This is a genomic window from Phycicoccus flavus, from assembly GCF_004025965.2.
GTDB lineage: Bacteria > Actinomycetota > Actinomycetes > Actinomycetales > Dermatophilaceae > Phycicoccus > Phycicoccus flavus.
On sequence record NZ_SAYU02000047.1, the window covers coordinates 1 to 12,727 of the forward strand.

Sequence of the window (12,727 nt, forward strand, 5' to 3'; positions counted from 1 at the left end):
CAGCCCCTAGGGTCGGGACATGAGCGAGACCGACCCGGACTGCCCCTTCTGCCGCATCGTCGCCGGGAGCATCCCGGCGACGGTCGTCGCCGAGAGCGAGCACTCCCTCGCCTTCCGCGACCTGGACCCGCAGGCGCCGACCCACGTCCTGGTCGTCCCGCGCCGTCACGAGCCGGCCGTCGTCGACCTCGCGGCCCGCGAGCCCGCCGAGGCGGCGGACCTGCTGAGCCTGGCCGGGACGGTCGCGCGATCCGAAGGACTGGACGGCGGGTACCGGCTCGTCGTCAACACGGGCGAGGACGGCCAGCAGACCGTGCCGCACGTCCACGTGCACGTCCTCGGCGGGCGTCCGCTGACCTGGCCGCCCGGCTGACCAAGCTGCGCGGCCGACCCGGCCACCCGGCCGGACGACCCGCGGGGGTCAGGTCGCGGACGAGGAGAGCTGGGACCAGTCGAGCACCCGCGAGGTCGCGGCGTCGAGGCGGCGCAGCAGCAGGACCCGGGCCGCCCGGACGCCCGCGTCGTCGTCCATGACGCGCACCTCCTCGAAGAAGGTGTCGACCACCGGGCGGAGACCGTCCGCCGCGGCGACCAGCGCCGCGAGCGACGGACCCGCCGGGGACTCCAGCCGGGTCACCGCGGCCTCGAGCGCGCGGTCGGCGTCGCCGTCGAGAACACTCGGCGCGCTGACGTCGACGTCGGCCGTCGAGGGCAGGATGCGCGTGGCGCGCTGGACGGCGAAGACGGTGTCCTCGAAGTCGGGCCGGCCGGACATCTGCTCGAGCTCGGCGAGCACCGCGTCGGCCACACCCGGACGTGTCGCCAGCGGCAGGACGGCGCGGACGTCGTCGACGGCGTGCCCGTCCTCCAGCAGCTGCTGCTCGTAGCGGCGCACCGCGATGGACACCGCGAGACCGACGGTCTCCTCGGACACCTCGACCCCCTGGGCGCGCAGCAGGTCGGCCGCCGCGGTGACCCCGTCGAGCAGGTCCAGGGACCCCAGCTCGGGGACGGAGCGCAGGACCCGCACGGCGCCCGTCGCGGCGCGCCGGACGCCGAAGGGGTCGGACTGGCCGGTCGGGACGTTGCCCACGGCGAGCATGCCGGTGAGCAGGTCGAGCCGGTCGGCCACCGACAGCAGCGCCCCGGCGGTGCTCGTGGGCAGGTCGCCGGCGCCCTGGCGCGGCATCTCCATCTCGCGCAGCGCGGTGGCGACCTCGGCGGGCTCACCGGCCTCGAGGGCGTACACCTCCGCCATGACGCCGGCCAGCGAGGAGAGCTCGACCACCATCTGGCTGGTCAGGTCGAACTTGGCGATCGCCCCCGCCCGCTGCACGGTGGCGCGCACGTCGGGGTCCGCCTCCGCGCGCTCGGCGAACGTCGTGGCCAGGGTCGCGATGCGACGGGACCGGTCGGCGACGCTGCCGAGGCGCGTCTCGAAGGTCAGCCGGTCGAGGCGGGCGTACAGGTCCTGCGGGGTCTCCTGCCGGTCCGCCTCGTAGAAGAAGGCGGCGTCCTCGAAGCGCGCCCGCAGGACCGCCTCGTTGCCGGCCCGCACCGTGTCCTCGTCGCACGAGCCGTTGGCCACCGCGACGAACGACGGCAGCAGCGCACCGTCGTCGTCGACGACCGGCAGGTAGCGCTGGTGCTTGCGCATGACGGTCACGAGGACCACGGACGGCACCTGCATGTACCGGTCCTCGAAGCGGCCGAGGACCGGGGTCGGCTTCTCGACGAGGTCGGTGACCTCCTCGACGGTCGCGGCGACGGCGTCGAGGTCGACGCGCCCGCCGGCCGTCGTGGCCAGCCGGTGGGCGCCGTCGACGATCTGCTGCCGGCGGCTCTGGCGGTCCAGGACGACGTCGTGCTCCAGCAGCAGCGTGGCGTGCTCGTCGGCGCTGCGGACGTCGACCTCCGCCTGCGCGGCCGTGCGCAGGACCCGCGTCGTGCGTCCGGCGGCCAGCGACGACACGATGACCGGGAGCACCTCGGTGCCGAGCAGGGCCACGAGCCAGCGGATCGGCCGCGAGAAGGTGAGCTCGGGGTCGTTCCACCGCATGTTGCGGCTGGAGCGCAGGGAGCGCACGGCGTCGCCCAGCACACCGGTCAGCACCTCGCCCGCGGAGCGGCCCTCGACGGTCCGGGTGATCGTCACGTACTCGTGCTCGCCCTCGGTGACCCGGCCGAGCTGGGACTCCTCGGCCCCGCGGCTGCGCAGGAAGCCCGCCCCGGCCTTGGTCAGCGCGCCGTCGGCGTCGTACGCCAGCGAGGCCCGCGGCCCGCGGTCGACCTTCGTCGTCCCGGGCTCGACCGGCTGGACGTCGGCGACGGTGAGGACGAGGCGGCGCGGGGTCGTCGCGACCCGGACCTCGCCGTGGCCGAGCAGGGAGGCGTCGAGCCCGGCCGTCACGGACTCACGCAGCTGCTCGGCGGCCGCGGCGACCTCGGCCGGCGGCAGCTCCTCGGTGCCGATCTCGAGCAGGGCCGTGGCCGGACCGGACGTGACCGGGACCGGCCCCGCGGCGGTGGCGGGCGGCAGCGGCTCGACCCGGCCGAGCGGCAGCCCCAGCTCCTCGCGGCGGCGCAGCCAGAGGTGCGCCACCTCGCGGGTGAGGTCGCGCATGGTCCGGAAGGAGGCGGCGCGGTCCGTCGTGCTGATGGCCCCCCGGGCGTCGAGGACGTTGAAGGTGTGGCTGCACTTGAGCACGTACGTGTAGGCCGGCACCGGCAGCCCGAGGTCGACGAGGCGGCGCGCCTCGGCGGCGAAGCGGTCGAACAGCGCCCGGTTGGTGTCGAGGTCGGCGTCGTCGAGGTAGTAGCGGCTCATCTCGTACTCGGACTGGGCGAAGACCTCGCCGTAGGTGATGCCCGGGGCGTACTCGATGTCCGTGAAGTGGGTGACGCCCTGCACCGCCATGAGGATGCGCTCGAGGCCGTAGGTGATCTCGACCGAGACCGGGTCGAGGGTGACGCCGCCGGCCTGCTGGAAGTAGGTGAACTGGGTGATCTCCATCCCGTCCAGCCACACCTCCCAGCCCAGGCCCCAGGCGCCGAGCGCGGGGGAGGCCCAGTTGTCCTCGACGAAGCGCACGTCGTGGGCGTCGAGGTCGATGCCGATGTGCCGCAGGCTGTCGAGGTAGAGCTCCTGCGGGTTGCCCGGGTCGGGCTTGAGGATGACCTGGAACTGGGTGTGCGTCTGGAGCCGGTTGGGGTTCTCGCCGTACCGGCTGTCGTCGGGCCGGACGCTGGGCTCGACGTAGCCGACCGCCCACGGCTCGGGGCCGAGCACGCGCAGCGCCGTGGCGGGGTTGGCCGTGCCGGCGCCGACCTCGGTGTTGAACGGCTGGGCGATCATGCAGCCGCGCGCGCTCCAGTACCCCTGCAGCGCGAGGATCGCGTCCTGCATGGTCAGGGTCGTGGGTCGGGTCTCTCCGGCGGGCACAGTGCTCCTCGGTCGTGGTCGGTCCTGTGGCGGTGAGGGCGACCTACGGACGAGCGGGTCCACCGCGCCGGGTCCACGGGTCCCCGTGCACGCGGCCATGCTAGCGATCGCGTCCCGGCGGCACGGGCGGCCGGTCCGGCGAGCACGCCGCGACCCAGGTCGTGGACGACCGCCCGTCAGCGGTCACCCGTACACTGGAAGAACGATGACAGACGCCCGTCCCGACCGCCCCGTCGTTCCCGCGAGCCCCGGTTCCCAGCCGCACGTGCCGCAGCACACCGTGACCATCCCTCCCGAGGTGCAGATGGTCACCCTCCTCGGGCCGCGCGACGAGCTGCTGCGCACCCTGGAGCGGCAGTTCCCGCTGGTGTCCATCCACGTCCGGGGCAACGAGTTCCAGCTCGCCGGGCCGAGCGCCGAGGTCGCCCTCGTCGAGCGGTCCCTCGACGAGCTCCTCGCCGTCCTCGCGGGCGGGCAGCCGCTCAACCGCGACGCCGTCGAGCGCTCCATCGCGATGCTGCGCAGCCAGACCGCCGAGCGTCCGGCGGACGTGCTGACGATGAACATCGTGTCCAACCGGGGCCGCACCATCCGCCCCAAGACCCTCGGCCAGAAGCGCTACGTCGAGGCCATCGACGACAACACCGTCGTCTTCGGCATCGGGCCGGCCGGCACCGGCAAGACCTACCTGGCGATGGCCAAGGCTGTCGCCGCGCTCCAGGCCAAGCAGGTCAACCGGATCATCCTCACCCGTCCCGCCGTCGAGGCGGGGGAGCGGCTCGGCTTCCTCCCCGGCAGCCTCAACGACAAGATCGACCCCTACCTGCGGCCCCTCTACGACGCGCTGCACGACATGGTCGACCCCGACTCCATCCCGCGCCTCCTCGCCGCCGGCACCATCGAGGTCGCGCCGCTGGCGTTCATGCGCGGCCGCACGCTCAACAGCGCGTTCGTCATCCTCGACGAGGCGCAGAACACCTCGCCGGAGCAGATGAAGATGTTCCTCACCCGGCTCGGCTTCGGCTCGAAGATGGTCGTCACCGGCGACGTCACGCAGGTCGACCTGCCCGGGGGCACCCAGAGCGGGCTGCGCGTCGTGCGCGACATCCTCGGCGAGATCGACGACGTCCACTTCAGCGAGCTCACGGCCGTCGACGTCGTGCGCCACCGGCTCGTCGGCGACATCGTCGACGCCTACGGGCGGTGGGACGCCGTCCAGCAGCGCCACCAGAACCGCTTCGTGCGCGACGGCGACGAGCGCCGCCGGGCCCGTCCGCGCGGCGGCGACCGGGAGCGACCCGAGTCGTGAGCATCGACGTCCTCAACGAGACCGAGGTCGACCTCGACGAGACCGAGCTCGTCGCCTGCGCGCGCTACGTCCTGGAGCAGATGCGCGTCCACCCCCAGTCCGACCTCTGCCTGCGCCTCGTCGACGAGGCCGCCATGGAGACCCTCCACGTGCAGTGGATGGACCTGCCCGGTCCGACCGACGTCATGAGCTTCCCGATGGACGAGCTGCGGCCCGGCCGCGACGGCGTCCCGCCCGAGGAGGGCATGCTCGGCGACATCGTCCTGTGCCCGAGCGTGGCCGCCGCCCAGGCCCGCACGGCCGGTCACGCCACCGAGGAGGAGCTGCTGCTCCTCACGACGCACGGCATCCTGCACCTGCTGGGCTTCGACCACGCCGAGCCCGAGGACGAGAAGGAGATGTTCGAGCTCCAGCGCCAGCTGCTGCTCACCTTCCTCGCCACCCGCGGCCGCACGGGCGCCTGAGCGGAGCCGGTCCGTGGTCCGCTTCGTCGTGGCGGCGGTGGTCGCCACCGTCCTCGCCTTCCTCTTCTCGCTCACCGAGTCCGCGCTGCAGCGGATGTCGCGGGTGCGCGCGGAGGAGCTCGCGGAGGAGGGCCGCCCCGGGTCGGGTGCGCTGGTGCGGGTCGTCGGCGACACCGCCGCCTACCTCTCGGTCCTGTCCTTCCTGCGGGTCATCGCCGAGACGACGGCGGCCGTCATGGTCACCCTCGCGGCCGTCGACGCGGTCGAGGGGACCATCGAGCCCTTCCTCGTCGCCATCACGGTCATGGCGCTCATCTCCTTCGCCATCGTCGGGGTCTCGCCGGGCACCCTCGGCCGCCAGCACAGTGCCGCCGTCGCGCTCATCGCGGCGCCCGTCGTCGTCTGGGTGCGCCGCATCCTCGGCCCGTTCGCCCGGCTGCTCATCGCGCTGACCAACGCCGTCACCCCGGGCCGCGGCTTCCGGGACGGCCCGTTCGAGACCGAGTCCGAGCTGCGCGACCTCGTCGACGTCGCACGCGAGAACCGCCTCATCGAGGCCGACGAGCGGGCGATGATCCACTCCGTCTTCGAGCTCGGCGACACCTTCACCCGCGCGGTCATGGTGCCGCGCACGGACATGGTCGCCGTCGACGAGGACCGGGTCTGCCGGCAGGCGATGAAGCTCTTCATCCGCAGCGGCTTCTCCCGGGTCCCGGTGCTCGGGGACACCCTCGACGACGTCGTCGGCGTGCTCTACCTCAAGGACGTCGTCCGCCGGATGAACGCCGACCCGGCCGCCGGGTCGCTGCCGGTCACCGAGCTCATGCGCCCGGCCCGCTTCGTCCCCGACAGCAAGCCCGTCGACGCGCTGCTGCGCGAGATGCAGCTCGAGCAGGCGCACCTGGCGGTCGTCGTCGACGAGTACGGCGGCACCGCGGGCATCGTGACGATCGAGGACATCATCGAGGAGATCGTCGGCGAGATCAGCGACGAGTACGACCGCGACGCCCCCGAGGTCGAGGACCTCGGCGACGGCCGGACGCGGGTCGCGGCGACGATGCACCTCGACGACCTCGCCGAGCTGTTCGAGGTCGACCTCGAGGACGACGAGGTCGACACCGTGGGCGGCCTCATCGGCAAGACGACGGGCATGGTGCCGATCCTCGGCTCCACGTGCGAGGTGGCGGGGCTGCGGCTCACCGCCGAGCGGATGTCCGGGCGGCGGCACCGGGTGGCGACGGTGCTCGTCGAGCGGGTGGTCCCCGCGACCGCGCAGGACGAGCTGGAGGAGCGGGTCGGATGAGCGAGCAGGACAGCGGGACCGAGCCGGACGGCCCGGACAGCCCGGGCTACCTCGCGGGCTTCGCCTGCCTCGTCGGCCGGCCGAACGCGGGCAAGTCGACGCTGACGAACGCGCTCGTCGGCACCAAGGTGGCCATCACCTCGAGCAAGCCGCAGACGACGCGCCACACCATTCGCGGCATCGTCACGACGGACACGAGCCAGCTGGTCCTCGTCGACACCCCGGGCCTGCACCGCCCGCGCACCCTGCTCGGCGAGCGGCTCAACGACCTCGTCCGCGAGACCCTGCTCGAGGTCGACGTCATCGGGTTCTGCCTGCCGGCCGACCAGCGGGTCGGTCCCGGCGACCAGTTCATCGCCGCCGAGCTCGTCGAGATCATGCGGGCCCGGCGCACGCCCGTCGTCGCGCTGGCCACCAAGTCCGACACCGTGGACCGGCAGCGCCTGGCCGAGCACCTCATCGCCGTCGACCGGCTCGGCGACTGGGCCGCGATCGTCCCCTGCTCGGCGACCACCGGGCAGCAGGTCGACGACGTCGCGCGGGTCCTGTCCGGGTACCTGCCGCCCTCGCCCGGTCCGCTCTACCCCGGAGGTGTCCTCACCGACGAGCCCGAGGCGACGATGGTCGCCGAGCTCGTCCGCGAGGCCGCCCTCGAGGGGGTGCGCGACGAGCTGCCGCACAGCCTGGCCGTCGTCGTCGAGGAGATGGTCCCGCGCGAGGACCGGCCCGCAGACGACCCGCTGCTCGACGTGCGCGTCCACGTCTTCGTCGAGCGCGACAGCCAGAAGGCCATCGTCATCGGGCGAGGCGGCTCCCGGCTGCGGGAGGTCGGCACGAACGCCCGCCGGGGCATCGAGGCGCTGCTGGGGCAGCGGGTCCACCTCGACCTGCACGTCAAGGTGGCCAAGGACTGGCAGCGCGACCCCAAGCAGCTGCAGCGCCTCGGCTTCTGAGCCGCGGCGCCCGGGGCGCTTCAGAACGTGCCGCCGCCGATGAGCGCGATGGCGTGCGCCCGGTTCCGCGCGCCGAGCCGCCGGACGATCTCGGCCACGTCGGCCGACACCGTCCGTGTGGACACCGCGAGCTGCCGCGAGATCTCCCCGTCGGTCGCCCCGTCGGTGAGGAGGAAGCCGACGTCGACCATGCGCCGGGTGAAGGGCGGGTCGTGCTCGTGCGGCGGCTGCGCCGCGCGCCACGCCGCCTCGAGGGTCCGCGCCGCGGCGCCCACGACGGTGGGGGAGGTGCTGCGCCACACCCGTCCCGCGAGCTCGTGACCCCGGGGAACGCCGAGGAAGACCATCCGCGCGTCGACGACGAGGAGGGGCCCGACGACGTGCGTCGTGCGCAGGTCGGGGTGGTGGCTGGACAGCATCGGCAGCCGCTCCAGGCTGCGGACGTCGGTGACGTACCGGCCGTCGACGTCGGCCCGCCAGGCGACCTCCGCCAGCCGCCGGGCCGCGCGGACCTCACGCCAGGACGGGACGATGGTCATGTGCCACACGCTGCGCCGCACGGACTGCGCGAGCTCCCCGATGCCGTCGCGCAGCGTGTCGGCCACCGGACCGAGCGGCTCGAACCGCTCGTCGCCGGCGAGGACGAGCCCGTGGGCCCAGCGGAAGAACTCCCGCTGGTCGGTCCCGGTCCCGCCGGTCACGTCTCGCCCCCGGCGAGCAGGGCGATGAGGCGACCCCGGCTGCCGGCGTCCGCCCAGTCGACGAGCCGGCGGACGTGGTTCGAGGCCGTCCGCTCGCTGGTCCCCAGCCGCTGCGCGATCTCCTGGTCGCTCGAGCCGTCGAGGAGGAGGAAGGCGACCTCGACGAGGGGCGCGGACAGGCGGGGGCGGTCGACGACGTCGGACGCGGGCACGGCGACCCGCCAGACCCCCAGGTAGGCCTCGGTCGCGGCGTCGACGACGTCGGGGTGCTCGGACTCCCACACGGTGTAGGCGTCGGGCGTGCCGTCGGCCCCGGCGAGGAAGACGTGCGAGCGGTCGGTGACGAAGAGCGGTAGGGGCACGTCCGTGACGAGGGGCTGGGGGACGACGCTGGCCAGTACCGGGGCGGTGAGGACGGACGCGGTGTCGAGGACGATGCGGTGGTCGGCGGGCGGGCGCTCGCGTCCCCGTCCCAGCTCGAGCCCCGAGCGCCAGGCGCGCAGCGAGGTGTTGCGCTGCATGTTCCACGTCGAGCGCTCGGCCCGGGCCACCCGCTCGGCGATGGAGACGTCGATGCCGGAGTAGTGCCCGACCGGACGGACCCGTGGGTCCTTCTCGGCCATGAGGTCCCACACGGCGTCGTAGAAGGCACGGAGGTCCTGCGCCGGGGAGGTCGTGCCCTGCCTCGTCACGACTCCTCCTCACGGACGCCGGGGGCCTCGCTGCCTGCCACCCTAACGGGACGCCCGGTCGGTTCCCGGGCGCGATCTCCGTCCCGGCCGACTTGCGAGTTCTCGCAATCCGACTGGCGTGTGGGGCGGCCGACGACCCAGAGTATTGCCGCGACGACCGGCAGAAGGCCCGTCGGGCGTCGCCACGCAGGCCTCCGGGGCGGAGAGAGCGGGCGTGGCCGGGCACGCCGTACCAGGGGTGGGGGCGTCCCGGCCACGCCACCTCCGGCGGCGCGCCCGCCCGCATCCCGGGCACGGCGTCGGGCCGTGCCCGCGGCTCGTACCATCGGGGCATGCGCGTCGGAGTCTTCGGAGCCACCGGTCAGGTGGGCAACGTCATGCGGTCCCTCCTCCACGAGCGGAACGTCCCCGTCGACGAGATCCGCTACTTCGCCTCGGCCCGGTCGGCCGGGACGACGCTGCCGTGGGACGGGCGTGACGTCGTCGTCGAGGACACCGCCACCGCCGACTTCTCCGGGCTCGACGTCGCGCTGTTCTCGGCCGGCGGGTCGACCTCGCGCGAGTGGGCGCCACGGGTCGCCGAGGCCGGTGCGGTCGTCGTCGACAACTCCAGCGCCTGGCGGCGGGACCCGGACGTCCCGCTCGTCGTCGCCGAGGTGAACCCCGACGACCTCGACGACATCCCCAGGGGCATCGTCGCCAACCCCAACTGCACGACGATGGCCGCGATGCCGGTCCTCAAGCCACTGCACGACCTCGCCGGGCTCGAGCGGCTCACCGTCGCGAGCTACCAGGCGGTGTCCGGGTCCGGCGGCAAGGGCCTCACCGAGCTCGACTCCCAGCTGCGCGCCGGGTACGCCGCGGGCGACCCCAAGGACCTCGCGCTCGACGGCGGGGCCGTCGCCCTGCCTGACCCCGACGTCTACGCGGTGCCCGTGGGCTTCAACGTCGTCCCGCTCGCCGGGTCGGTCGTCGACGACGGCAGCCTCGAGACCGACGAGGAGCAGAAGCTGCGGCACGAGTCGCGCAAGATCCTCCACCTGCCCGACCTGCGTGTGTCCGGGACGTGCGTGCGCGTCCCGGTGTTCACCGGCCACAGCCTCGCGGTGCACGCCGAGTTCGCGCGCGACATCGCGCCCGACGAGGCGGTCGCGGCCCTCACGCAGGCGCCGGGCGTCGTCGTGACGAACGTCCCGAACCCGCTGCAGGCGACCGGGCGAGACGAGGTGTTCGTCGGGCGGGTCCGCGCCGACCAGGCCGCACCGCAGGGTCGCGGCCTCGTGCTCTTCGTCGTCGGCGACAACCTGCGCAAGGGGGCGGCCCTCAACGCCGTCCAGATCGTCGAGGAGCTCGCCAAGCGCGGCTGACCGCCAGGCCCCACCCCGGTGCCTACAGTGGCCGCATGGCCACCGACGAGGAGTTCCGGGACGCGGTCGACCGCGTCCCGACCCTGACCCAGGACCCGGGCAACGCGACGAAGCTGCGCCTCTACGCCCTCTACAAGCAGGCGACCGAGGGCGACGCCACCGGCGACCGGCCGGGCATGCTCGACTTCGTCGCCCGGGCCAAGCACGACGCGTGGGCGTCGGCGCGGGGCATGTCGGCCGAGGACGCGAGGACCGAGTACGTCGAGACGGTGCGCGGCCTCAGCTGAACCCGCCGGGCCCGCCGTCCCCGCCGCCGCCCCGGGGCAGGTCGACGAGCAGGTGCTGCCACGTCGAGGTGACGACCATCCCGACGCGCAGGTAGAGGTCGAGGGCGCCGGTGCGGCTGTCGGTCGAGAGCTCGCTGCGGGTGGCGCCGTGCTCACGGGCGCCCCGGAAGGCGTCGGCCAGCAGCGCCTGCGCCAGCCCCCGCCCCCGGTGCTCCCGGGCGACGGCGAGCTCGGCGACGTAGCCGCACTCCTGCTCGTCGACGACGGTGAAGGCGACGCCGACGACGCCGCCCTCCTCGTGGGCGACGACCCGCACCTGCCACGGCGCGTAGCCCGGGCGGCGCACGGTCCCGGCCGCCCACTCGTCGTAGGTGACCCCGGTACGGTCCGACCACTCGCCGAAGGCCCGCTGGACGACGCCGTACGCGGCCTGCAGGTCCGGCGCCGACACGGCGTCGCGCAGCGCGTAGCCCCCGGGCAGCGGGCGCTCGGGGACGGTGGCGCCCTCCGGCAGCTCGAGCACCCAGGAGGTGTGGCCGTCCCGGTAGCCGAGCGCCGCGAGCAGGCGGTGGCCGGCCGACCCCTCCGGGACCGTCTGGCCCACCGACGCACCGCCCCCGGCCAGGGCCCACGCCTCGGTCCAGGCGACGAGCCAGGTCCCGATGCCGAGCCCACGGGCGTCGGGGTGCACCGCCGCCTCGGCCCGTGGGCCCCGGCGACGGGCCTCGGCGGCGGCCACGAGGCGGTCGCCCCGCAGCACCCCGACGGTGTCGGTGGTCAGGTCCATGCTCGGACGGGACCAGTCGGCGACGATGTCGGCGCGCTCCATGACGAGCGCCCCGACGTCGTGGCGTTGCGCGGCGGCGTAGACGGCGAAGGTGTCGTCGACGTCGTCCGGGGTCAGGGCGCGGGCGGTGCAGCCGGCCGGCAGAGCGCCGGCCACCGTGTCGAGGATCGTGCTCACGGCCCCACTGTGGCCGACCCCCGGGCACCGCCGCACCCGGGTTACCGGCGATGGTAGACCAGCGCCATGCGTCTCCACGAGATCCCGCGGTACCCGCTGACGTTCGGCCCGAGCCCGGTCCACCACCTGCGCCGCCTCAGCGACCACCTCGGCGGGGCCCAGGTCTGGGCCAAGCGCGAGGACGTGAACAGCGGGCTGGCCTTCGGCGGCAACAAGATGCGCAAGCTCGAGTACATCGTCCCCGACGTCCTCGCCAGCGGGGCCGACACCCTCGTCTCCATCGGCGGGTACCAGTCGAACCACACCCGCCAGGTGGCGGCGGTGGCCGCGCACCTCGGCCTGGGGTGCCGGCTCGTCCAGGAGCGGTGGGTGCCCTGGGAGGACCCGGTGAACGACCGGGTGGGCAACATCCTCCTGTCCCGGATGATGGGGGCCGACAGCCGGCTCGACGACAGCGGCTTCGACATCGGCATCCGCGACTCCTGGAAGGAGGCGCTGCGGGAGGTGGAGGAGGCCGGCGGCACGCCGTACGCCATCCCGGCCGGCGCGAGCGAGCACCCCCTGGGTGGCGTCGGGTTCGCCAACTGGGCCTTCGAGGTCGCGGAGCAGGAGAAGGCGCTCGGCGTCACGTTCGACACCGTCGTCGTGTGCACGGTGACGTGCTCGACGCACGCGGGGATGGTCGCCGGGTTCGCGGCGCTCGAGGACCTCACCGGCGTCCGCCGGCGGATCATCGGCATCGACGCCTCGGCGACGCTGGAGAGGACGCGCGAGCAGCTCGAGCGCATCGCGCGCCACACGGCGGAGGTCATCGGGCTCGGCCGGGACCTGCGCGAGGACGAGCTCACCCTCCTGCCCGACTGGGCCGGAGAGCTCTACGGCATCCCCGTCGACTCGACGATGGAGGCGATGCGCCTCGGCGCCGAGCTCGAGGCCATGATCACCGACCCGGTGTACGAGGGGAAGTCGCTCGCCGGCCTCGTCGACCTCGTCCGCAGCGGTGACATCCCGCGCGACTCGACCGTCCTGTACGCCCACCTCGGCGGACAGCCCGCGCTCAACGCCTACCACTCGCTCTGGTCCTGACCGCTGCGGCGGCCCCCGTCCGCGGAGCGGACGGTGTTCTCCCCCCGGCGCGCGGGCTGTGGCATGGTGGTCCCGTGCGTACCTCGCGCCTCCTCCTTCGCTGCCGCGGCGGGGCCTGACACGGCCGCCCCTCGTCGCGGAGCTCCTGCTGCACCCGGT

The 12,727-nt window shown here is 74.0% G+C and carries 12 protein-coding genes; 8 read left to right on the plus strand and 4 right to left on the minus strand.

Translation table 11 applies throughout. The features are described from left to right. The first annotated feature begins 19 nt into the window (after nucleotides 1-19). The gene (locus EPD83_RS13640) at nucleotides 20-373 is read left to right on the plus strand and encodes a histidine triad nucleotide-binding protein (protein ID WP_128366691.1); all 354 of its coding nucleotides are present in this window, start codon (nucleotides 20-22) and stop codon (nucleotides 371-373) included. A gap of 48 nt (nucleotides 374-421) precedes the next feature. Here EPD83_RS13640 and EPD83_RS13645 read toward each other — a convergent pair whose 3' ends face one another. Continuing rightward, a complete protein-coding gene (locus EPD83_RS13645) occupies nucleotides 422-3,406 on the minus strand; it encodes a glycine--tRNA ligase (RefSeq protein WP_165566715.1) in 2,985 nt (994 codons plus the stop codon). 241 nt (nucleotides 3,407-3,647) lie between these two features. Here EPD83_RS13645 and EPD83_RS13650 point away from each other — a divergent pair, with 241 nt between their 5' ends. From EPD83_RS13650 to era, 4 genes are read left to right on the plus strand one after another with little or no spacing between them, the layout of a single operon-like run. Beyond that, nucleotides 3,648-4,751 (plus strand): PhoH family protein, encoded by a 1,104-nt coding sequence (locus EPD83_RS13650; RefSeq protein ID WP_128366006.1) that lies wholly within the window; start codon nucleotides 3,648-3,650, stop codon nucleotides 4,749-4,751. Then, nucleotides 4,748-5,215: an rRNA maturation RNase YbeY gene (ybeY, locus tag EPD83_RS13655; RefSeq protein WP_128366005.1), complete on the plus strand. Its 468-nt coding sequence runs from the start codon at nucleotides 4,748-4,750 to the stop codon at nucleotides 5,213-5,215. The genes EPD83_RS13650 and ybeY overlap by 4 nt, the downstream gene beginning before the upstream one ends. Nucleotides 5,216-5,228: 13 nt before the next feature. After that, nucleotides 5,229-6,518 (plus strand): hemolysin family protein, encoded by a 1,290-nt coding sequence (locus tag EPD83_RS13660; RefSeq protein ID WP_128366004.1) that lies wholly within the window; start codon nucleotides 5,229-5,231, stop codon nucleotides 6,516-6,518. Beyond that, nucleotides 6,515-7,471, plus strand: a complete 957-nt coding sequence (era, locus tag EPD83_RS13665) for a GTPase Era (RefSeq protein WP_128366003.1) — start codon at nucleotides 6,515-6,517, stop codon at nucleotides 7,469-7,471. Before EPD83_RS13660 ends, era begins: the two co-directional genes overlap by 4 nt. Nucleotides 7,472-7,491: 20 nt before the next feature. Here era and EPD83_RS13670 read toward each other — a convergent pair whose 3' ends face one another. Both EPD83_RS13670 and EPD83_RS13675 read right to left on the minus strand, forming a co-directional pair. Next, on the minus strand, nucleotides 7,492-8,172 hold the full coding sequence (locus EPD83_RS13670) for a helix-turn-helix transcriptional regulator (protein ID WP_128366002.1): 681 nt from the start codon (nucleotides 8,170-8,172) through the stop codon (nucleotides 7,492-7,494). Then, complete coding sequence (locus EPD83_RS13675) at nucleotides 8,169-8,864, minus strand: helix-turn-helix transcriptional regulator (RefSeq protein WP_128366001.1); 696 nt, start codon at nucleotides 8,862-8,864, stop codon at nucleotides 8,169-8,171. Before EPD83_RS13675 ends, EPD83_RS13670 begins: the two co-directional genes overlap by 4 nt. A 332-nt stretch (nucleotides 8,865-9,196) precedes the next feature. Between EPD83_RS13675 and EPD83_RS13680 the strand changes: the two genes are divergently transcribed. Together EPD83_RS13680 and EPD83_RS13685 are read left to right on the plus strand one after the other, a co-directional pair. Next, nucleotides 9,197-10,231, plus strand: a complete 1,035-nt coding sequence (locus tag EPD83_RS13680; RefSeq protein ID WP_128366000.1) for an aspartate-semialdehyde dehydrogenase — start codon at nucleotides 9,197-9,199, stop codon at nucleotides 10,229-10,231. 35 nt (nucleotides 10,232-10,266) lie between these two features. Then, nucleotides 10,267-10,518 (plus strand): acyl-CoA-binding protein, encoded by a 252-nt coding sequence (locus tag EPD83_RS13685; RefSeq protein WP_128365999.1) that lies wholly within the window; start codon nucleotides 10,267-10,269, stop codon nucleotides 10,516-10,518. Here EPD83_RS13685 and EPD83_RS13690 read toward each other — a convergent pair. Continuing rightward, complete coding sequence (locus tag EPD83_RS13690) at nucleotides 10,511-11,482, minus strand: GNAT family N-acetyltransferase (protein ID WP_128365998.1); 972 nt, start codon at nucleotides 11,480-11,482, stop codon at nucleotides 10,511-10,513. The genes EPD83_RS13685 and EPD83_RS13690 overlap by 8 nt on opposite strands. 66 nt (nucleotides 11,483-11,548) lie before the next feature. Here EPD83_RS13690 and EPD83_RS13695 point away from each other — a divergent pair, with 66 nt between their 5' ends. Further along, entirely contained in the window at nucleotides 11,549-12,568 is a 1,020-nt protein-coding gene (locus tag EPD83_RS13695) for a 1-aminocyclopropane-1-carboxylate deaminase (RefSeq protein WP_128365997.1), read from the plus strand. Nucleotides 12,569-12,727 lie beyond the last annotated feature (159 nt).

Bases quoted from the DNA above. Each gene is read 5' to 3' on its own strand.
- EPD83_RS13640 (WP_128366691.1), top strand. From the start codon at position 20: ATGAGCGAGACCGACCCGGACTGCCCCTTCTGCCGCATCGTCGCCGGG.
- EPD83_RS13645 (WP_165566715.1), bottom strand. From the start codon at position 3,406: ATGCAGGACGCGATCCTCGCGCTGCAGGGGTACTGGAGCGCGCGCGGC.
- EPD83_RS13650 (WP_128366006.1), top strand. From the start codon at position 3,648: ATGACAGACGCCCGTCCCGACCGCCCCGTCGTTCCCGCGAGCCCCGGT.
- era (WP_128366003.1), top strand. From the start codon at position 6,515: ATGAGCGAGCAGGACAGCGGGACCGAGCCGGACGGCCCGGACAGCCCG.
- EPD83_RS13680 (WP_128366000.1), top strand. From the start codon at position 9,197: ATGCGCGTCGGAGTCTTCGGAGCCACCGGTCAGGTGGGCAACGTCATG.
- EPD83_RS13685 (WP_128365999.1), top strand. From the start codon at position 10,267: ATGGCCACCGACGAGGAGTTCCGGGACGCGGTCGACCGCGTCCCGACC.
- EPD83_RS13695 (WP_128365997.1), top strand. From the start codon at position 11,549: ATGCGTCTCCACGAGATCCCGCGGTACCCGCTGACGTTCGGCCCGAGC.